At 58.2% G+C, this 19,507-nt stretch carries 18 protein-coding genes; 10 read left to right on the top strand and 8 right to left on the bottom strand.

Annotated elements, in window-relative coordinates; all coding sequences use genetic code 11:
• Positions 1 to 166 precede the first annotated feature (166 nt).
• Positions 167 to 2,272 carry an elongation factor G gene (fusA, locus tag M2407_RS16850; protein ID WP_048758795.1) on the top strand — a complete coding sequence of 702 codons (2,106 nt, stop codon included), beginning with the start codon at positions 167 to 169 and terminating at the stop codon, positions 2,270 to 2,272.
• 31 nt (positions 2,273 to 2,303) lie between these two features.
• Here the strand turns inward: fusA and M2407_RS16845 are convergent, their stop codons facing one another.
• Positions 2,304 to 3,269 (bottom strand): DMT family transporter, encoded by a 966-nt coding sequence (locus M2407_RS16845; RefSeq protein ID WP_020827008.1) that lies wholly within the window; start codon positions 3,267 to 3,269, stop codon positions 2,304 to 2,306.
• A 104-nt stretch (positions 3,270 to 3,373) separates the two neighbouring features.
• Positions 3,374 to 4,201, bottom strand: a complete 828-nt coding sequence (locus M2407_RS16840) for an AraC family transcriptional regulator (protein ID WP_046373470.1) — start codon at positions 4,199 to 4,201, stop codon at positions 3,374 to 3,376.
• A gap of 213 nt (positions 4,202 to 4,414) precedes the next feature.
• On the opposite strand from M2407_RS16840, the gene M2407_RS16835 reads away from it, so the two are divergent.
• A complete protein-coding gene (locus M2407_RS16835) occupies positions 4,415 to 5,848 on the top strand; it encodes an NAD-dependent succinate-semialdehyde dehydrogenase (RefSeq protein WP_258089627.1) in 1,434 nt (477 codons plus the stop codon).
• Positions 5,849 to 5,900: 52 nt separating this feature from the next.
• Here M2407_RS16835 and M2407_RS16830 read toward each other — a convergent pair whose 3' ends face one another.
• The 3 genes from M2407_RS16830 to M2407_RS16820 are packed head-to-tail and all read right to left on the bottom strand — an operon-like array spanning position 5,901 to position 8,779.
• Entirely contained in the window at positions 5,901 to 6,809 is a 909-nt protein-coding gene (locus M2407_RS16830) for an alpha/beta hydrolase (RefSeq protein ID WP_048758790.1), read from the bottom strand.
• Complete coding sequence (locus M2407_RS16825) at positions 6,799 to 7,695, bottom strand: alpha/beta fold hydrolase (protein ID WP_234529208.1); 897 nt, start codon at positions 7,693 to 7,695, stop codon at positions 6,799 to 6,801. Before M2407_RS16825 ends, M2407_RS16830 begins: the two co-directional genes overlap by 11 nt.
• 28 nt (positions 7,696 to 7,723) lie before the next feature.
• The gene (locus tag M2407_RS16820) at positions 7,724 to 8,779 is read right to left on the bottom strand and encodes a sugar phosphate isomerase/epimerase (protein ID WP_129982802.1); all 1,056 of its coding nucleotides are present in this window, start codon (positions 8,777 to 8,779) and stop codon (positions 7,724 to 7,726) included.
• A 141-nt stretch (positions 8,780 to 8,920) separates the two neighbouring features.
• Here M2407_RS16820 and M2407_RS16815 point away from each other — a divergent pair, with 141 nt between their 5' ends.
• Positions 8,921 to 9,505 (top strand): TetR/AcrR family transcriptional regulator, encoded by a 585-nt coding sequence (locus M2407_RS16815; protein WP_046373465.1) that lies wholly within the window; start codon positions 8,921 to 8,923, stop codon positions 9,503 to 9,505.
• On the opposite strand, the gene M2407_RS16810 is transcribed toward M2407_RS16815, so the two are convergent.
• From M2407_RS16810 to M2407_RS16800, 3 genes are all read right to left on the bottom strand, one after another.
• Positions 9,506 to 9,808 (bottom strand): cupin domain-containing protein, encoded by a 303-nt coding sequence (locus M2407_RS16810; protein ID WP_048758784.1) that lies wholly within the window; start codon positions 9,806 to 9,808, stop codon positions 9,506 to 9,508.
• A gap of 102 nt (positions 9,809 to 9,910) precedes the next feature.
• Entirely contained in the window at positions 9,911 to 11,791 is a 1,881-nt protein-coding gene (locus tag M2407_RS16805; RefSeq protein WP_115058755.1) for a potassium transporter Kup, read from the bottom strand.
• Between the two features lie 84 nt (positions 11,792 to 11,875).
• Positions 11,876 to 12,784 carry a LysR substrate-binding domain-containing protein gene (locus M2407_RS16800; RefSeq protein WP_259218662.1) on the bottom strand — a complete coding sequence of 303 codons (909 nt, stop codon included), beginning with the start codon at positions 12,782 to 12,784 and terminating at the stop codon, positions 11,876 to 11,878.
• 172 nt (positions 12,785 to 12,956) lie between these two features.
• On the opposite strand from M2407_RS16800, the gene M2407_RS16795 reads away from it, so the two are divergent.
• The 7 genes from M2407_RS16795 to M2407_RS16765 are packed head-to-tail and all read left to right on the top strand — an operon-like array spanning position 12,957 to position 19,440.
• Positions 12,957 to 13,907, top strand: coding sequence for a branched-chain amino acid ABC transporter permease (locus M2407_RS16795; RefSeq protein ID WP_259218660.1), 951 nt, complete (start codon positions 12,957 to 12,959; stop codon positions 13,905 to 13,907).
• 9 nt (positions 13,908 to 13,916) lie between these two features.
• Positions 13,917 to 15,029 carry an ABC transporter permease subunit gene (locus M2407_RS16790; protein WP_259218659.1) on the top strand — a complete coding sequence of 371 codons (1,113 nt, stop codon included), beginning with the start codon at positions 13,917 to 13,919 and terminating at the stop codon, positions 15,027 to 15,029.
• A complete protein-coding gene (locus M2407_RS16785) occupies positions 15,026 to 15,796 on the top strand; it encodes an ABC transporter ATP-binding protein (RefSeq protein WP_259218658.1) in 771 nt (256 codons plus the stop codon). The genes M2407_RS16790 and M2407_RS16785 overlap by 4 nt, the downstream gene beginning before the upstream one ends.
• Positions 15,789 to 16,502 (top strand): ABC transporter ATP-binding protein, encoded by a 714-nt coding sequence (locus M2407_RS16780; protein ID WP_129940651.1) that lies wholly within the window; start codon positions 15,789 to 15,791, stop codon positions 16,500 to 16,502. Before M2407_RS16785 ends, M2407_RS16780 begins: the two co-directional genes overlap by 8 nt.
• A gap of 34 nt (positions 16,503 to 16,536) precedes the next feature.
• On the top strand, positions 16,537 to 17,697 hold the full coding sequence (locus M2407_RS16775; protein ID WP_201896351.1) for a branched-chain amino acid ABC transporter substrate-binding protein: 1,161 nt from the start codon (positions 16,537 to 16,539) through the stop codon (positions 17,695 to 17,697).
• Between the two features lie 28 nt (positions 17,698 to 17,725).
• Positions 17,726 to 18,217, top strand: coding sequence for an L-2-amino-thiazoline-4-carboxylic acid hydrolase (locus M2407_RS16770; RefSeq protein ID WP_020827023.1), 492 nt, complete (start codon positions 17,726 to 17,728; stop codon positions 18,215 to 18,217).
• Entirely contained in the window at positions 18,214 to 19,440 is a 1,227-nt protein-coding gene (locus M2407_RS16765; RefSeq protein WP_259218657.1) for a Zn-dependent hydrolase, read from the top strand. Before M2407_RS16770 ends, M2407_RS16765 begins: the two co-directional genes overlap by 4 nt.
• Positions 19,441 to 19,507: the final 67 nt, after the last annotated feature.

Genomic DNA, 19,507 nt, shown 5'->3' with positions numbered 1-19,507 from the left:
TAAAACCTATCGCAGCCATCGTTGAGTAAAAACCCTTTCATCAACTACGATTAGTTTGTGACCGGTGCAAGCATTCACCCGTCCGGAGATAACCCACAGAGGATTATCATAATTATTCATGCTGCTTAAAGCCGCCCTTCTTTGATGCGGCTAAGAAAGGTTAATTATGTCACGTACTACCCCCCTCGAACGCTACCGCAATATCGGCATCTCGGCGCATATCGATGCCGGCAAAACCACCACCACCGAGCGGATTCTGTTTTACACCGGGGTCAGTCACAAGCTGGGCGAAGTGCACGACGGCGCCGCCACCATGGACTGGATGGCGCAGGAGCAGGAACGCGGCATTACCATTACTTCGGCGGCGACGACCTGTTTCTGGAACGGCATGCAGCATAATTATCCGCAGCACCGCATCAATATTATCGACACCCCCGGGCACGTAGACTTTACCATTGAGGTCGAACGTTCGATGCGCGTGCTCGATGGCGCGGTCATGGTCTACGACTCGGTGGGTGGCGTACAGCCACAGTCGGAAACCGTCTGGCGCCAGGCCAATAAATACAAGGTGCCGCGGCTGGCGTTCGTCAACAAAATGGACCGCGTGGGCGCTGACTTTTTCCGCGTGCGCAAAATGATGATCGAGCGCCTTAAGGCCAATCCGGTACCGATCGTCATACCCATTGGTGCTGAAGACCACTTCACCGGCGTGGTGGACTTGGTGACCATGAAAGCAATCCTGTGGGACGAAGCAACCCAGGGGATGAGTTTCAGCTTTGAAGAGATCCCGGCGGAACTGCGTGAATCGGCACAGGAATGGCGGGATAAAATGGTCGAAGCTGCTGCCGAAGGCTCGGAAGAGCTGATGGACAAGTACCTTAATCAGGTACCGCTAAGCGAAGAAGAGATCGTTCGCGGCCTGCGCCTGCGCACCGTGGCCGGCGAAATTCAGCCGATGCTGTGCGGTTCCGCATTCCGCAACAAAGGGGTGCAACGCATGCTGGACGCGGTGATTGAGCTGATGCCCTCGCCGCTTGACGTTCCACCGATGGAAGGCCACGACGAGCGCGACAATATCGTGATCCGCCGCGCGTCTGACGATGAAAAGTTCTCGGCGCTGGCATTCAAGCTGATGACCGATCCTTTCGTCGGCCAATTGACCTTTGTGCGAGTGTATTCCGGCGTATTGGCCAAAGGCAGCAGCGTATACAACCCAGTGAAGGGGAAGAAAGAACGTATTGGCCGCATCGTGCAAATGCACGCCAACGATCGTAAAGATGTCGAAGAGCTGCACGCCGGTGACATCGCCGCCTGCGTGGGGCTAAAAGATGTTACCACCGGCGACACCCTGTGCGATCCCAACGCGATTATCACGCTGGAGAAAATGGTGTTCCCGGAACCGGTCATCGCTCAGGCGATTGAGCCGAAAACCAAAGCCGATCAGGAGAGGATGGGCATCGCGCTGCAACGCCTTTCCTCAGAGGATCCGTCATTTCGCGTGCGTACCGACGAAGAGTCGGGCCAGACCATTATTTACGGCATGGGCGAACTGCATTTGGAAATTATCGTCGACCGCATGCGGCGTGAATTTGGCGTGGCGACCACCACCGGCAAACCGCAGGTGTCCTACCGCGAAACTATCCGCAAGCGCGTGACCGACGTGGAAGGCAAGTTCGTGCGCCAGTCCGGCGGTAAAGGCCAGTACGGCCACGTGGTATTGACGGTGGAACCCAATGAGCCGGGCAAGGGCTTTGAATTTTTCGATGAAATCAAAGGCGGCGTGATCCCGGGCGAATTTATCCCGGCGGTGAGAAAAGGCGTGCTGGAAGCCTTGAATAACGGCGTGCTGGCTGGCTATCAGGTGGTCGATGTCAAAGTGCACCTGACCTTTGGCTCTTACCACGACGTCGACTCCTCGGAGCAGGCGTTCCGCATGGCGGCCATCTTCGGTTTTAAAGAGGCCTGCCGTCAGGCGGATCCGGTGATCCTCGAACCCATTATGTCGGTAGAGGTAGAAACGCCGGAAGATTACGCCGGCAGCGTGATGGGCGATCTGTCGTCACGCCGCGGACTGGTGCAAGGGATGGAAGATATTCCGGGCGGCGGCGGCAAGGAGATTCATGCCAAGGTGCCGCTGTCGGAGATGTTTGGCTATTCCACCACCTTGCGCTCGATGTCGCAGGGGCGCGCCACCTACACCATGGAGTTCAGCCACTACGCCGAAGCGCCGCGCAACGTGGCCGAAGAGATCATTCACCACAGCAAAAAGTAAACTTACCGCCTGCCGCGCTCTGCGGCAGGCATTACTCCTTGGCCCCAATACTGACCACCACCGGCTGTGGCTTAATCCGCATCGCAGACACGACTCCCACGATCAGGCAGGCAATACCGCCCAACGTCAGCAGCGGTGGCCAGGCCTGGCGCAGCATAAAGGTATAAGCCAACCCCGCCAGAATTTCGAAGACGATCAGCGGCCCGACCAACACCGTCGGCAGGCGCTGACTCGCTTCATTCCAGCACAATGCGCCAATCCACGAACACAACATGCCAATGGCAATCATCAACGGGACAAATACTTCAGGCCTGGGTCCGAAAGGCAACGCAAACTCCGGCTGGGTAAAAGCCAATTGACCGCAAACCACCACGTAACCGATCAGTGCCAGCGGCAGCGTCACCAGCCCCTGAGCCGTTGCCCAGGTCGCGGACCTTTGCCCCGGGTTCTCCCGCAGCCAGCGGGCATTACGCAATGGGAACCAGGTCCAGCACGCCACCGCCAACACCGCCAGGCCCAAGCCGCTGGTATAACGCCAGACGTCAACCGGGGCCGTATTGCCCTGCAGTTCGGCAACGTTGACCAATGCCAGACCGCAGGCAATCAGCACCAGCGCCGGCGTCAGTTTACGCCAGGAAAGTCGGCCATCGTGCTGGCTGTAAAACAGGTTGGCGGTCACCGAAATGACCACCGGCAACGTACCGATAATCATGGTAGAAACCGGCGCGCCAGTACGTTGAATGGCACTCGCCAGGCACAGGTAATACAGCAGGTTGCCAATCGCCGTCAGCTTTAACGCCTCCAGCCAATCGTGACGATGTAACTTTTTCAGACGATGACGATCAAACCACGCCAACGGCAAGGCAATCAGCCCAAAGGCCAGATAACGCCCGGTCGACTGCAACGCCGCCGGGTATTCAGGGATTAACACCGGGCCGACAAAAATCAGCCCCCACATCAGCCCGGCAGACAAGGCAAATAACACGCCGACAAACATAATGACTCCATCAACAACCGGGAACGGCAATGCGAACCCGTGATTAAATACTTGGGGTCAGCCTAACGAGCTCGGGCGGGAAAATATTGTAGCAGGTTGCTGTTTTAGCGGTTGGTGACCTGTTTCTGGTAGCGCACAGGCGTGACACCGTAACGATTGGCAAAGGCGCGCGTCAAATGCGCCTGATCGGTCAACCCCGCCGCTGCCGCCACCTGGGCCGCGGGCATACCGCGCCCCAACATCAGTTTGGCCTGTGACAGACGGATCGCCATCAGCATCTGTTGGGGAGATACGTGATATTGGGCTTTGAATTTACGCAGAAAATGATATGGGCTGAGCGAAACCAGCGCCGCCAACTGATCGAGGGTAATGACCGAAGCAAAGTTATCGTGCAGGTAGCTTTTGACGATATCAAAACGGTGTGCCGCCTCTGCCTTCAACGGACGTGCCGCCTGGATGTGTGGGCGGAAAATGCCAATGACCTGCATCAGCAAGTCGTCGATGGTCAAGGGATCTTTGGCTTGCCACAGCGCGGCCAGCGTGGCGGACAATCGCTGCGCCGCCAATGGATCCTCGCGTACCGCTTCGGTAAACCAGAACCCCTGCTCACCCGACAGCAATTCCAGCGTGTCCGGCTCCAGATACAGCATCCGGTAATTCCAGCCGCCGGCGGTTTCCGCCTCGCCGGTGTGCAACTCGTCCGGGTTCATCAATACCAACGAACCCGGCGCCGCCAAATGTTGCGCGCCACGGTAGCGGAAACGTTCAGCGCCAAAATCGACGGTGCCAATGGCGAAGGCATTGTGCGTGTGCGGCTCAAAAACATAGCGCTCTATATGGGCGTGATAAAGCTCAACGCCCGGCACCTGCGGCAAATGCCGAAACTGCGCGCTGTCTTTTTCAAAGGGAAACTGTTGTGGAACACCCTGCACCTTGCCACCCTGCTTCTATTTCGCTAGTGCCGGTATGATAGTCAACGCGACAGGTTTTGAGTAGTGCGTAACGCGGTTCTCTGGACGCTGGTACTCATTCAGCGTAGGGTATTTTACTCAGCGCCCGGCGTCAGCAAGCCGGCACCGGCGTCTTGATTATCCCGCCGCAGAACGGGAAACCCGTTTTTAACCCCTTGAAAGTAAGAGGCAACAATGTATCCAGATACTCAACTCTATATCGACGGACAATGGCGTAACGCAGTCGCCGGCAAAACCACGCCGGTCACCAACCCCGCGACCGATGAGGTGATTGGCAGCGTGGCGCATGCCGCCGCAGCCGATCTTGATCTGGCACTGGACGCAACCGAACGTGGTTTTAAAGTCTGGCGCGACACCTCCGCCTATCAGCGTGCAAACCTGATGCGCAAGGCCGCAGCATTGTTGCGTGAGCGCGCCGAGAAGATCGCCGCCATCATGAGTCAGGAACAAGGCAAACCGGTGGCGCAGGCCAAGGTTGAAATTCTCAATTCGGCGGACGTGATCGACTGGTTTGCCGGCGAAGCCAGCCGCACCTACGGCCAGATTATCCCGTCCCGCAGTCGCGATGTGCAGCAGCAGACCCTCAAGCTGCCGGTTGGGCCGGTTGCCGCCTTTACTCCGTGGAACTTCCCGATTAATCAGATCGTACGCAAACTGTCCGCCGCGCTGGCAGCAGGCTGTTCGATCATCGTCAAAGGCCCGGAAGAAACTCCGGCCTCACCGGCGGAGCTGATCAGAGCCTTTGCCGACGCAGGCGTGCCGGCGGGCGTTATCGCGCTGGTATATGGGACTCCGTCGGAGATCTCCGAGTACCTGATCCCGCATCCGACCATTCGCAAAATCTCGTTCACCGGCTCCACCCGCGTGGGTAAACATTTGGCGGCACTGGCCGGCCAGCACATGAAAAAAGCCACCATGGAGTTGGGTGGCCACGCGCCGGTGTTGATTTTTGACGATGCCGATCTCGACGCTGCCGCCAAAGAGCTGGCGTTGGCCAAATTCCGCAACGCCGGCCAGGTCTGCATCGCCCCGACCCGTTTCCTGATCCAGCAAGGCGTTTATGAAGCCTTCGTTGAAAAATTCACCGCTGCGGTGCGTGATATCAAGCTGGGCAATGGTCTGGAGGAAGGCGTCACCATGGGCCCGATGGTTCTGCAACGCAGCGTAGAAGCCATTGATGCCTTTGTGAAGGATGCGATTGCCCAGGGTGCTAAAGCCACGACCGGCGGTCACCGGGTGGCGGGCGTCGGCAATTTCTTCGAACCGACGGTATTACGTGACGTGCCGTTGAGTGCGCGCGCGATGTCTGAAGAACCTTTTGGTCCGGTAGCCCTGCTGCGTCCGTTCACCACTTATGAGGAAGCCATTGCCGAGGCTAACCGCCTGCCATACGGTCTGGCGGCCTACGCCTACAGCCGCAGCATCGCCACGGTGACGGCGCTGGGACGCGATGTGGAAAGCGGCATGCTCAGCATTAACCATATCGGTTTTGGCCTGCCAGAAACGCCGTTTGGCGGGGTGAAAGACTCCGGCCACGGTACCGAAGGCGGCAGCGAAGCGATCGAATCCTATCTGGAAACCCGCTTCGTCACCGTCGCCGGCCGTTAAGCCACTCAGGCCGGTACATATGCCCCGTATCATTCATACGGGGCATTTTTTATCAGCCAACCTTGTCGAACAACACCCGCGCCGCCGGGGTCAAGCCCAGCATGTGAATGCAGGCATGCACCATGCCCGGCAGCCGCTCGCAACGCACCGCTACGCCCGCCTCCTGTAACCGCTTGGCATAAAGCTCGGCTTCATCACGCAACGGATCGTATTCGCAGCTGAGAATGGTCGCCGGGGGTAACCGCTGTAACCTTGGGGCATGCAGTGGCTCTGCGTAAGGATCCTGCGGCTTGTCCGCTTCGCCCAGATAGGTGTTCCAACAAAACGCCATCACTTCCCGCGTCAAATAATACCCTTGCGCGTACTCCTCATAGCTTGCGGTATCCATAGCACGACTCAATGCCGGATACAGCAACAGCTGATGCTCAATCTGCGGCCCCTTGCGGTCTCGGGCCAATAACGCCACCGCCGCGGCCAGGTTGCCGCCTGCGCTGTCGCCGCCTACCGCCATGCGGGCAACGTCAACGCCCCACTCATCGGCCCTTTCCACCACGCCGCACAGGGCCTGATACACGTCCTCAAGCGGCCGTGGATAGGGATACTCAGGCGCCAACCGGTAATCAACCGACAGGATCACTCGCCCGGTGGCATTGGCCAGTGCCTGACAAGGCCGGTCATACAGCGCCAGCGATCCCAGACACCAGCCGCCGCCGTGGGCATACAGCATCGCAGGCAAAGGCTCACCCGGCGTCGCTCCTCCCGGCGTATAGGCACGAATGGCGATAGCCTGCCCGTCGTCAGCGGTCACCCAACCATCACGGACGCCACCACTGGCTTCGGCTTCACCCTGCAGCGCCAACAAGCCGGCATGAGCGACCTCCCGCATCTCACTGAGCGATGCAGGCGCTGGTGCCTGCGCAGCCTCCGCCAGAAAACGAGCAATCTGAGGATCAAGCGGCATGGTTCTGGCTCCCTGACAGGAAGGGGATCACCAACGCGATAAATTCCTCGTGACACTCTTCGGTGATGAAATGGCCACAGCCGGCCACGGTTTCTCCTCGCAGATCCACCGCGTTGTCACGCAGCGTGACGAATGGCGCGTCGCCAGTAGCATGTTCTGCACCAATGGTCATCACCGGCATGGTTAGCCGAGTCTCTGCCCGCCGCTGGTTTTGGCGGATGGTTTCCGGAATGGCGCGGTAGTAGTCAAAACCGGCCCGCAGGCTTCCCGGCGCTGAATAGGCGGCAATATAGGTTTCTGCCGCCACCCGATCCCGGCGATAGGACCAGCGGTTAAAGATATAGCTGAGATACTCTCTCTCACGGCCCAGCGTCAACGTCTCCGGCAGATCCGCCAGTTGGTTGAACATGAAGTGCCACAGGAAAATATTTTGATCTGCCGGGACAAAAATCGGTGGCGCCGGTGCCAGGCCAGGAATAACCGCTTCCGTCAGCACCAGCCCCGTCACCGCCTGCGGGAAGTCGCTCGCCATTGCATAGCCAACCCACATGCCGATGTCATGGCCGATCAGTTGGTAACGTTCATGCCCCAGTTGCAGCATGGTCTGGTGCAGCGTCGCGGCAACGCTGCCGGTGTCATACCCCCCGATCGGCTTGTCCGAATCGCCGATGCCCGGCGGGTCTACCGCTATCGCTTTAAAACCGGCCGCCGCCAGCGCTTGCATGACATAACGCCAGGTAAACCAGGTCTGCGGCCAGCCAGGGATAAGCAATACCGGCTGCCCTTCGCCCAGCGTAACGCAGTGGATGCGGTTACCCTTTACCCGCGCATAGACGTGTTCCGGCTCAGGTCCATTGGTCATGGACCCGTTATTTTGCAGTGTCATTGATGTTCTCCGTCGTGGAATTGCAGGCTCAGCGCAGGCCGAGCAAGGTATTGATTTGCTGTTGATCAACCGGCGCACCGGCGAAGTCATCAAACACCTTGTCGGTCACGTTGATGATGTGTTCACGAATAAAGGCGGCACCTTCGCGAGCCCCATCCTGTGGATGCTTCAGGCAGCATTCCCACTCCAGCGTGGCCCAACCGTCGTAACCATGCTGCGTCAGCCGGGAGAAGATGCCCTTGAAATCCACCTGGCCATCGCCCAATGAGCGGAAACGTCCGGCGCGCTCGGTCCATGACTGATAACCGCCGTAAATGCCCTGCCGCCCGGTCGGATTGAATTCGGCATCCTTGACGTGGAACATGCGAATGAAATCCTTATAAATATCGATGTAATCCAGATAGTTCAGCTGTTGCAGCACGAAGTGGCTCGGATCGAACAGTATTTGGCAGCGCGGGTGTCCGCCAACACGCTGATGGAACATTTCAAAGGTCACGCCGTCGTGCAGGTCTTCACTGGGGTGGATTTCATAACACAGGTTCACCCCCTGTTCATCGCAGGCGTTGAGCACCGGCAGCCAGCGTTTGGCCAACTCATCGAACGCGGTTTCGATAAGCCCCGCCGGGCGCTGCGGGAACGGGAATAGATAAGGCCAGGCCAGCGAACCGGAAAAGGTGCCCATTTCGGTCAGGCCCAGTCGCGCTGAGGCTTTGGCCGCCAGCAGCAGTTGCTGGTGCGCCCACTCGCTGCGCGCCTGCGGGTTGCCATGCAATGCCGGTGGCGCAAAGCTGTCGCACAATGCGTCATAAGCCGGATGCACCGCCATCAGCTGACCGAAAATGTGGGTGGTCAGTTCGCTGACTACCAGTCCCTGCTCCGCCAGCATGCCGATCAGTTCGTCACAATAAGTCTGGCTTTCCGCCGCGGTGGCCAGATCAAACAGTCGGCTGTCCCAGGCGGGGATCTGCAGGGCTTTAAAACCGGTTTCTGCCGCCCATTGAGCGATAGCCGGCAAGCTGTTGAATGGGGCTGCGTCGTCACTGAATTGGGCGAGATGCAGGCTTGGACCTTTCAGGGTTTTCATCGTAAACTCCTATTGTTTGTCGATTGACAAACAATAGGCTTAAACGAACCTCTCAGCAAGCGAATTTTAAAAACTCGTTGGTATTACAATAGATTTAAGCGATCCTGTTTCGCTGAGGGACAGGCAACCAGGAATTGATTAATGGCAGGCAGACCGCGCGAATTCGACCGTGAGCAGGCGTTACTGAAAGCACGAGATTTATTTTGGCGTCAGGGGTACGAAGGCACCTCGATGTCGGATTTGGTGACCGAGCTGGGCATCGCTTCCGCCCGTATCTACAAGGCGTTCGGCTCGAAAGAGTTGCTGTTTCGTGAAGCCATCGAAAGTTACGAAAGCCATGAAGGCGGATTTGCCGATCGCGCATTCAGTGAAGAAAGCAGCGTGCGCCTGGCGATAAAACGCATGCTGGACGATGCAGTGGCGCTCTACAGCCGCGCAGACCTGCCGCAAGGGTGTATGGTGGTTTCCTCTGCCGCCAGCGTCAGCGACGAAAACAGCGGGATCAAAGCCTGGCTGGCGGAACATCGTCTGCTTCGCACCCAAGGCATTATTGATCGCCTGCACGCCGCCGTCGCCTGCGGTGAACTGCCGCCCGATACCGATGCCGATGCTCTTGGCGACTATTTTGCCGCCTTCCTGCACGGGTTGTCGATTCAGGCGCGCGATGGCGTTAGCCGGGCAAGATTGGAAGCGGCGGTCAAAATTGCGCTCGCCACGTTGGATTGATCACTCCGGTAAATCAAAAATCACCAGGGTGCCCTGGCTGCCCGCCAGCACCCGATGCGGCACGCCAGCGGCGGCCTGATACAGTTGCCCGGCGTTAACCGTGATTTCCTCACCCTGCACTTCAAGCCGCAGTTGCCCGGCGATCACCAGCAATCCTTCATGGTAATCGTGGACCTCTTCGGCAATCTCACGCTGATCCATCCGCAACACTTTGATATTGGCCGCGCCTACCTGCCCAAGTACGCTGGAGCGCCATGCCTGCGGCAAATCGGCGGCCAGCGCGGTAAGATCGAATAATGACATAAGCCCTTCATCAGCAAGCAGCGCCCTTCGCTGCTACGGCAATTTACTCCCTCGCGCTTCGACGGCTAAATAACCTTTGCTTTTAACCTATAGCCAGACGGATCAAACCGGCACCCGACGGCTGATCTCCACCACCTGATCGCTGGGCAAATAATAATAATCCGTCACGTGCATGCCGTTGCGCACCATCAGCGCAAAAATGTTGCGCTGCCAGGCCGGTAATCGGTCACGGGCTTCACGGCGCACCACGCTTTCATGACCCAGGTAATAGGTAGCATCGTCAAAGTTCAGCCCGGTTTTCTGTGCCTCCGCATGCTGTAATAAACGCGGAATATTGGGCCGTTCCATAAAGCCATAGCTGGCTACCGCGCACCAGAAACCCGGCGACTGTTGCCGCATCACCAAACGTTCGGCGTTTGCCACCCGCGGTTCGTTAACAATCATGATGTGCAGCGCCAGCACATTGGCGTGCAGCGAACCGTTGCGTTTAACCTGCCATCTCATCACCGGCGGTGTACCATTTAACGTTCGGGTCAGAAAAATGGCCGTGCCTGGCACCCTTGGGATGTTACGCTCTTCAAGATGCGCCAGAAAATCCGCCAGCGGCAGGTTCTTTTCCCCCAGCGTGCGAGAAGCCGCCAGCACCCCGCGATGCCAGATTAACATCACGCCATAGACCAGCGTGGCCATCAGCAACGGGACATAACCGCCCTGCATGACTTTGCTGAGGTTAGCCAACAGGAAGCTGAGATCGACGATAAAAAAGCCGCCGGCAACCAACAGGCTGGCGAGCGTTCCCCAACGCCATACTTCGCGCATGGCCACAAACAAAAGCCCGGTGGTCATGATCATGGTGAGAGAAACCGCAATGCCGTAAGCCGCGGCCAGATTGTCGGAAGACTTGAAAAACACCGTCAGAAAAACCGTCACCGCCATCAGCAACCAGTTGATGGCACCGATATAGATTTGCCCGTAGCTCTCCTCAGTGGTCTGTTTCACCCGCAAACGCGGCAACCAACCCAGTTGGATTGCCTGACGAGTCATGGAAAAGGCGCCGCTGATGATCGCCTGACTGGCGATAATGGTGGCCAAGGTCGCCAGGATCACCAGAGGGATCTGCAGCATCGGCGGGCACAGGCGGAAAAAGATGTTTTGGGTGACGTCGGCGCCGGAGAGGATCAACGCGGCCTGGCCGGCGTAGTTCAGCAGCAGGCTGGGGAAGACGATACCAAACCAGGCCAGCCAAATCGGCTTTTTGCCAAAGTGCCCCATGTCGGCATACAGCGCCTCTGCGCCGGTGACGCAGAGAAACACCCCACCCAGCACTAAAAAGCTGGTCAGCCCGTTGGAAAACAGAAAGTGGATGCCGTACAGCGGATTCAATGCCATCAGCACCGCCGGATGCTGAACGATGCCCCAAATACCCAGCACCGCGATAGAGAAAAACCACAGCGCCATGATAGGCCCAAAGACTTTACCGATACGCGCGGTCCCTAACGGCTGAATGGCAAACAAGCTCACCAGGATCAGCACCGCCGCAGGCAAAATATAGGGTTTCGACTCGGGCAGTACGATGTTCAGCCCTTCCAACGCCGACAGCACCGAAATCGCCGGGGTAATGGCCCCGTCGCCGTAGATCAGCGCCGCACCAAACAGGCCGGCAAACAGCACCATCGGCCGGGCCTTTTTCTTGCTGACCAGTAACGACATCAACGCCATAATGCCGCCTTCACCGCGGTTATCGATGCGCATGGCAAACATGGCGTATTTCAGCGAGGTGACGATCACCAGCGTCCAGAAAATCAGCGACAGCAGGCCCAGGATCACCGGCGCGGACGGCGCATCCCCCGAGAGATAGAGCACGGTTTTCAGGGTGTATAACGGGCTGGTGCCGATATCACCAAACACTACCCCCAGTGCGCCACCGGCCAACAGCGGCATGCTTATTTTCGGCGTCTGTTCCTGTTCATTCCCTGTGCTCATCGAAGTTTCCTGAATAAGCCATTACGATTTATTCAGGATAGTCAATTCAGGCGGTTAGCGCGTGCCGATATTGGGTGAAAACCTTCAGTTCCCCGCCTCTTTCAGCAGCCAGCGCTGCAAGTTCAACCCTTCTGGTGACAGTTCATTGTCTTGCCGCACGCACAGGTAGTAATCGCGCCCATCGTCAATCGCCAGATCGAACAACTTAACCAACTCGCCGCTGTTGAGATAGGTTTCGATCAGGGGTTCACGCATCAGCGCACAGCCCAGGCCCGCCTGCACCGCCGCCAACGTTAGCAGACCGTCTTCAAACATCGGGCCGGTACTGCGCAGCGGTCGTTTGACACCGGCTGACTGAAACCACTGCATCCAGGTAGCGCGCTCTTCGTCGTGCAGCAACGGCAAAGGTGCAAGTTGCTCCGGCGTGTCCAACAGCCCGTGCAGCTTGATAAAGCTGCGGCTGCATACCGGCACCATTTTGCCGGACATCAGTTTTTCACTGCGATAGCCGCTCCATTGCCCCGCACCAAAGCGGATAGAGATATCTGCGGCATCGCTGAGGTAATTGCGATGATTGGCATACACCACGTTGATATCTATCTCGGGATTTTCGCGCAGAAAGCCGCGCAGTCGCGGAATGAACCAGCCCATGCCGAACAACGGGATCAGGCTGATGGTGACCTGCCGGGAAGCCGACTGCTCGCGCACCTGCTCGGTTGCCTGACGCAATACGTTAAATGCCGAGCGGATAGAACGGTAATAGTCCCGTCCTTCGCTGCGCAATATTAACCGGCGCCCCTGGCGTTCGGTCAGCGGCATTTGCAGAAAGGCCTCCAGCGTTTTGAGCTGATGGCTCACCGCCGAAGGCGATATTTCCAGCTCAAGCGCCGCGGCGCTGATGCTCCCCAAACGCGCGATAGCCTCAAATGCCCTCACGGCGCGCAGCGGTGGATCATTGGGTAACGATGCATTGTATTGTTCTGTTTTTTTCATATGTTGACTATTTTGCTGAAAAATCGCCGATGATTAAAAATTAATATACAAATAAATCAATCAATTAAAAACACACATTTTCTGTATAAGAAATTATTTTTCCGTATTTTACAATTTTTTTTAATTCTCTACTGTGAGCTTCCTGAATCATTATTTTTCGGGACTCCTTCCTATGGATACGCTGGTACAGCAGACCGTCAACGGACTGATGCTTGGCAGCATTTATGCATTGATTGCCCTGGGTTACACCATGGTGTACGGCATTCTGCGCATCATCAATTTTGCCCACGGCGATGTGCTGATGGTCGGCGCGCTGAGCGCGTTGTCCGCCATCGGTGTGTTACAACATCATTTCCCGACGCTATCACCTTACGTCACGCTGTTGCTGGCGGCGCTGATCGCCATGGCGGTCTGCACGCTGGTATCGATGAGTATTGAGCGTCTGGCCTATCGCCGTCTGCGCAATGCCCCGCGCCTGGCACCGCTGATCAGCGGGATTGGCGTTTCTCTGCTGCTGCAAACGCTGGCGATGCTGATCTGGTCACGCAATCCCTTAATGTTCCCGCAACTGTTGCCCATGGAACCCATCGCCCTGACGTCTGGCAGCGCCAACCACGCGCCGGCAGTGATCACCGGTACCGGTATTGCCACGCTGGCTATCGCGCTGCTGGTAATGGCCGGGCTGCTGCTATTGGTCGAACACTCGCGCTTTGGCCGCGCCATGCGCGCCACGGCGGAAAACCCGCAGGTTGCCGGCCTGATGGGCATAGACCCCAACCGCATCATCGTTCTGACGTTCGCCCTCGGCGGTGCTTTAGCGGCCGTGGCGGGCATCATGATGGCCAGCAACTACGGCAATGCCGGTTTCTCCATGGGGTTCCTGCCGGGCATCAAAGCCTTCACCGCCGCCGTATTGGGCGGTATCGGCAACCTGCGTGGCGCCATGCTCGGCGGCCTGTTGCTGGGGTTGTTCGAGTCGCTGGGCACCGGTTATCTCGGCGAACTGACCGGGGGCACCTTCGGCAGTAATTATCAGGACGTTTTCGCCTTCCTGATATTGATCGCCGTATTGGTATTTCGCCCATCCGGCCTGCTGGGCGAACGCGTCGCCACCCGCGCCTGAGGATACAAGATGACTGTTTTGACTCACCTACAGCAAACCGATTCCCCTGGCCGCGCCAAACTCGGCGTGGCGCTGTTTATGCTCGGCCTGCTGCTTGCCCCCTGGGTAGCCGGTGCCGCCGGTGGTAACTACTGGGTGCGGGTGATTGATTTTGCCTTGCTCTACCTGATGCTGGCGTTAGGGCTGAACATCGTGGTTGGCCTAACCGGCTTGCTGGACATGGGGTTTATCGCTTTTTACGCGGTAGGCGCCTACCTGACCGCTCTGCTGTCGTCACCCCACCTGACCGAGCAGTTTCCAATACTGTTGCAGTGGTTCCCCGATGGGCTGCATTTGTCTATCCTGCTGCTGATCCCGCTGGCGGCAGTATTGGCAGCGTTGTGCGGCATTCTGCTGGGCGCACCGACGCTGCGACTGCGTGGAGACTATTTGGCGATCGTCACCTTGGGCTTCGGCGAGATCGTCCGCATTCTGATGCGCAATCTGGACCGGCCGCTAAACATCACCAACGGCCCCAAAGGGATCTCCGGCATCGATCCGGTTTCACTGTTTGGCCTGAAGTTTTCGGGCATGCATCAGTGGTTCGGTTTCCGCTTTTCGTCACTGTACCTCTATTACTACCTGTTCGCCGCCCTGCTGCTGCTGATCCTGTTTATCTGTCTTCGTCTGCAACATTCACGGGTGGGTCGGGCCTGGACCGCCATCCGCGAAGATGAAGACGCGGCACGGGCGATGGGCATCAATACCCGTAATTTCAAGCTGTTGGCATTCGCCATCGGCGCCACTTTTGGCGGCATCGCCGGCGCTTTATTCGCAGCATTTCAAGGATTTGTCTCACCGGAGTCCTTTACGCTGCAAGAATCCATCGCGGTACTGGCGATGGTGGTGTTGGGCGGCATGGGCCATATCCCCGGAGTGATGCTCGGCGCCTTGTTGCTGGCCGCCTTGCCTGAACTGCTGCGCAGCACCATGGGGCCGCTGCAACAGGCCCTGTTCGGCCAGGTGTGGATCGATCCGGAGATCATCCGTCAGCTGTTCTACGGGCTGGCGTTGATTCTGGTGATGCTGTATCGCCCGGCAGGCCTGTGGCCCGCACGTCATCCACAGGGGGCCACTTTATGACGCCGCTTCTCACGCTCAGTCACGTCAGTAAACGCTTTGGCGGATTAACCGCGGTGGACAATGTCAGTATCAGCATCCGTCAGGGAGAGATTTACGGCCTGATTGGCCCCAACGGTGCCGGCAAAACCACCTGCTTCAACCTGATCACCGGTCTGTACCGCGCCGACAGCGGCGAATTCCGCCTGCATGATCAACGCTACAAGCCGCAGGCTATCGATAAGGTGGCACAGGCCGGTATCGCCCGCACCTTCCAAAACCTGCGCCTGTTCAATGAGATGAGCGTGCTGGAAAACGTGATGGTCGGCTGCCACTTGCGCACCCGCAACGGCCTGTGGGCAGCGATTTCACGCCATCGGCGCGCCCGACAGGAAGAACAGGCCACGCGCGAAAAATCCCACGCGCTGCTCGACTACGTCGGCATCAGTCAGTTCGCGCATTATCGCGCTGGCGATCTTTCCTATGGCCACCAGCGCCGGCTGGAAATCGCCCGGGCATTGGCGACCGAGCCCAAATTGTTGGCGTTGGATGAACCCGCCGCCGGGATGAACGCGGCCGAAAAAGTGGCACTGCGCGATCTGCTGCTACGCATTCGAGACAGTGGCAAAACGCTGTTGCTGATCGAGCATGACGTCAAGCTGGTGATGGGGCTGTGCGACCGCATGACGGTGCTCGACTACGGCAAAGTCATCGCCGAAGGCGAACCGGTACAGGTAAGGCGTGAGCCTGCGGTGATCCGCGCTTATCTGGGAGGCTCTGCCCATGTCTGAGCCCTTACTCAGCGTTAAAAATTTAAAAGTGTCTTACGGCGGGATTCATGCGGTGAAAGGCATCGATTTTACGGTGAACAGCGGCGAACAGGTGACGTTAATCGGCGCCAACGGCGCGGGCAAGACCTCCAGCCTGCGCGCTCTGACCGGCCTGCAGCCGTTTGAAGGAGAAATCCTGTTCGACGGCCTTTCTATTCGCGGCGTACCCCCGCATCGCTTGCTGCAGCAGGGGCTGGTGATGGTGCCTGAAGGCCGCGGGATTTTCGCTCGCATGACGGTATTGGAGAATCTGCAGCTTGGCGCTTATTCACGCTCTGACAAACCGGCGGTTCGACAGGATTTGGAGCAGGTTTGCGCGCTTTTCCCTCGCTTGCGCGAACGGCTGCGTCAACAGGCCGGATTACTTTCCGGTGGTGAGCAGCAGATGGTGGCGATCGGTCGTGCGCTGCTGAGCCGCCCGCGCCTGCTCATACTGGATGAGCCTTCTATGGGCTTGGCGCCTATCGTGGTTGAGGCCATTTTTGAGGTTATCAAACGCCTGTCGAGTGACGGTGTCACGCTACTGTTGGTTGAACAAAACGCCAGGCTGGCGCTGGCGTCGACCGATCGCGCTTATGTGCTGGACAGCGGCAATCTGAACCATAGCGGCCGCTCTGCCGACCTGCTGGACGATGAAAAAATCAAACAAGCCTATTTGGGCGAATAACCGTTTTTACTTTTAACCACACCGGGAGTTTTACATGCACAACATAACTCGCTTCAAGCCGTTGGCGCTGGTCGCCGCGATTCTGGTCAGCCTGGGTGCCGCCTCGTCGGCGCTGGCCGATGAAACCATTCTGATCGGCCTGGCCGGTCCTTTAACCGGCCCTTCCGCCCGTATCGGCAAAGATTTGGAAAACGGCGCTCAGTTGGCGATCGCCGATGCCAACGCCCAGAAACCCACGCTGAACGGTAAAGCGGTCACCTTTAAATTGTTGTCCGAAGACGATCAATCCGATCCGCGCACCGCCGTCGCGGTGGCACAACGTCTGGTCGACGAAGGCGTGGTCGGTGTGGTCGGCCATTGGAACACCGGCACCAGCATTCCTGCGGCGCGTATTTACCACGACGCCGGTATTGCCCAGGTTGCGCCGGTCGCCACCGGCCATGGCTATACTCAACAAGGGTTTGATACCAGCTTCCGCGTCATGGGCCATGACGACGATGGTGGCAATTACGCCGGGATCTATGCCGTCACACAGCTAAAAGCCAAGCGCATTGCGGTGATTGACGACCGCACCGCGTTCGGGCAAGGACTGGCGGATGAATTCATCAAGTCGTTGGCGGCTCAGGGTATCCAGCCGGTGGCGCGTGAATATGTCGACGACAAGACCGTCGACTTCAGCGCGGTGCTGACCACCGTGCGCAGCAAGAACGCCGATTTGATCTTCTTCGGCGGCGTCGACTCACAGGCAGCGCCGCTGGCGCGCCGTATCAAACAGTTGGGCATGAACACCCCGCTGATGGGGGCCGGTGGCTTCGTTAGCCAGACCTTCCTGACGCTGGCACAGAAAGAAGGCGAAGGCGTTGTGGCCCTTGAGCCTGGCTTACCGCTGGAGCAAATGCCCGGCGGCAAAGCCTTTGAGCAGGCCTATCGCGACCGCTATAAAACCCATATCGAACTGCATGCGCCGTTCGCCTACGACGCCACCCGGGTACTGATTGCCGCCATCGAGCAGGCGGGATCCGCCGATCCGGCCGATTATCTGCCGAAGCTGCGAGCCATTCATTATCAAGGCGTCACCGGCACCATCGCATTCGATTCGCAGGGCAACCTGCAACAGCCGAGCTTCACCCTGTACCGGGTGGTTGACGGCAAATGGCAGCCGCAGACCGTATTGGGCGGCGCAAAAAAACAATAAAAATCCGCAAGCAATGAGGAGCAAGGCGATGAGCGATGCAAAAAACGAGTTGGGTATTCTGGCACGGCGCCGCATAGAAGCGGAAATCATCAAACCGATCTACCAGATCCTGGTGCGCGAAATCGGCAAAGAGCGCGCACAGGCGGTGATTGGCGAAGCCATCGAAAATGCCGCCATTGAAGCCGGCAAAAACTTCGCCGCGCAGGAGCCGAATGGCGCGGATTTGCAAAGTTTCGCCGCCTTGCAGTACCTGTGGGAAAAAGACGATGCGCTGCAGGTGAAGGTGATCTACCAGGACGAGCAGCATTTTGACTATGACGTCACCCGCTGTCGCTATGCCGAGATGTACCATCAGATGGGGCTGGGTGAGATCGGCCATCTGCTGTCCTGCGCACGCGACAGCCAGTTTATCGTCGGCTACGCGCCCGAGGTCGAACTGCAGCGCACCCAGACCATCATGTCCGGCGCGCCCTGCTGCGATTTTCGCTATGCCGCCAAAGCACAGGGAGAAAAAAAGTGACGCATCGAGTAAACGGAGAACGTCTGTGGCAAAGCCTGCTCGACATGGCGCAATTCGGGGCTATCCCGAAAGACGGCGTGACCCGGTTGGCCCTGAGCGAAGAAGACCGCATGGCGCGCAACCAGTTGCGCGAGTGGGCCCTGGAGGCCGGTTGCAGCGTACGCATCGACCGCATGGGCAATATGTTCCTGCGCCGTGAAGGCACTCGCCCGGATCTGGCCCCGGTGGTCACCGGTTCCCACGTTGATTCTCAGCCCAACGGCGGCCGTTTCGACGGCATTTACGGCGTGCTGGCCGGGCTGGAGGTGATCCGCACCCTGAACGATCGACAAATCGCAACCGAACGTGCGGTGGAAGTCATTAACTGGACGAATGAAGAAGGCGCACGCTTTGCGCCGGCAATGATCTCTTCTGGGGTATTTGCCGGCGTGTTCGAGCTGGAATACGGCCTGTCGCGCCAGGATGTACAGGGCACCAGCATCGGCGAAGCCTTGCAGCAAATCGGCTACGCCGGCGAGCATCCGGTGGGCAACACGCCGATTCACGCCGCCTTTGAGCTGCACATTGAGCAAGGGCCGATCCTCGAAGCGGAAAACATTGAGATTGGCGTGGTGACCGCCGCACAGGGGCAGCGCTGGTATGAACTGGAGATCACCGGGTTCAGCGCCCATGCGGGTACGACGCCGATGGATAGACGGCGCGACGCCCTGCTCGGCTTCGCCGCCATGGTCAAGGCGGTCAATGATATCGGTAACGACTTTATGCCGGATGCCCGTGCCACGGTAGGTATGGCGCAAATCACACCCAACTCCCGCAACGTAGTGCCGGGCAAGGTGTTTTTCAGCGTCGAGTTCCGCCACCCGCAAGAGGCCGTATTGGCGCAGATGGAACAACGTTTGCTGGCTGCGGTGGCCGAAGTGGGCGTCGATGGGCTAAATGCCCATGCCGAGCGTATATTCCAATATCAGCCGATACGTTTTGATCCAGCTTGTATCGACAGCGTGCGGCAGGCCGCCAAGACCCTGGGTTATTCGCACCGGGATATGGTTTCCGGTGCCGGTCATGACGCCTGTTACCTGAACCGGGTAGCCCCTACGGCGATGATATTTATCCCCTGCGTGGACGGCATCAGCCACAACGAACTGGAAAACATCTCCCCGGCGTGGTCGACCGCCGGTGCCAACGTGTTGCTCAATGCCATATTGGCGCAAACTCACGCCTGATCCCCTGGCTCCGGCCTGTTTGTCGGAGCCAGAAAAAATATTCAACAAACTGGTTGAATATTAGCCC

This window comes from Serratia sp. BIGb0234 (genome assembly GCF_024809915.1).
Classification (GTDB): Bacteria; Pseudomonadota; Gammaproteobacteria; order Enterobacterales; family Enterobacteriaceae; genus Serratia; species Serratia liquefaciens.
This window is presented reverse-complemented; position numbering and strand designations above follow the sequence as displayed.

Excerpts from the sequence above, each read along its gene's own strand:
- M2407_RS16790 (WP_259218659.1), top strand. The coding sequence starts at position 13,917 with ATGACTGTTTTGACTCACCTACAGCAAACCGATTCCCCTGGCCGCGCC.
- M2407_RS16800 (WP_259218662.1), bottom strand. The coding sequence starts at position 12,784 with ATGAAAAAAACAGAACAATACAATGCATCGTTACCCAATGATCCACCG.
- M2407_RS16805 (WP_115058755.1), bottom strand. The coding sequence starts at position 11,791 with ATGAGCACAGGGAATGAACAGGAACAGACGCCGAAAATAAGCATGCCG.
- M2407_RS16780 (WP_129940651.1), top strand. The coding sequence starts at position 15,789 with ATGTCTGAGCCCTTACTCAGCGTTAAAAATTTAAAAGTGTCTTACGGC.
- M2407_RS16820 (WP_129982802.1), bottom strand. The coding sequence starts at position 8,779 with ATGAAAACCCTGAAAGGTCCAAGCCTGCATCTCGCCCAATTCAGTGAC.
- M2407_RS16835 (WP_258089627.1), top strand. The coding sequence starts at position 4,415 with ATGTATCCAGATACTCAACTCTATATCGACGGACAATGGCGTAACGCA.
- M2407_RS16785 (WP_259218658.1), top strand. The coding sequence starts at position 15,026 with ATGACGCCGCTTCTCACGCTCAGTCACGTCAGTAAACGCTTTGGCGGA.
- M2407_RS16810 (WP_048758784.1), bottom strand. The coding sequence starts at position 9,808 with ATGTCATTATTCGATCTTACCGCGCTGGCCGCCGATTTGCCGCAGGCA.
- fusA (WP_048758795.1), top strand. The coding sequence starts at position 167 with ATGTCACGTACTACCCCCCTCGAACGCTACCGCAATATCGGCATCTCG.
- M2407_RS16830 (WP_048758790.1), bottom strand. The coding sequence starts at position 6,809 with ATGCCGCTTGATCCTCAGATTGCTCGTTTTCTGGCGGAGGCTGCGCAG.
- M2407_RS16795 (WP_259218660.1), top strand. The coding sequence starts at position 12,957 with ATGGATACGCTGGTACAGCAGACCGTCAACGGACTGATGCTTGGCAGC.
- M2407_RS16845 (WP_020827008.1), bottom strand. The coding sequence starts at position 3,269 with ATGTTTGTCGGCGTGTTATTTGCCTTGTCTGCCGGGCTGATGTGGGGG.
- M2407_RS16815 (WP_046373465.1), top strand. The coding sequence starts at position 8,921 with ATGGCAGGCAGACCGCGCGAATTCGACCGTGAGCAGGCGTTACTGAAA.
- M2407_RS16770 (WP_020827023.1), top strand. The coding sequence starts at position 17,726 with ATGAGCGATGCAAAAAACGAGTTGGGTATTCTGGCACGGCGCCGCATA.
- M2407_RS16775 (WP_201896351.1), top strand. The coding sequence starts at position 16,537 with ATGCACAACATAACTCGCTTCAAGCCGTTGGCGCTGGTCGCCGCGATT.
- M2407_RS16825 (WP_234529208.1), bottom strand. The coding sequence starts at position 7,695 with ATGACACTGCAAAATAACGGGTCCATGACCAATGGACCTGAGCCGGAA.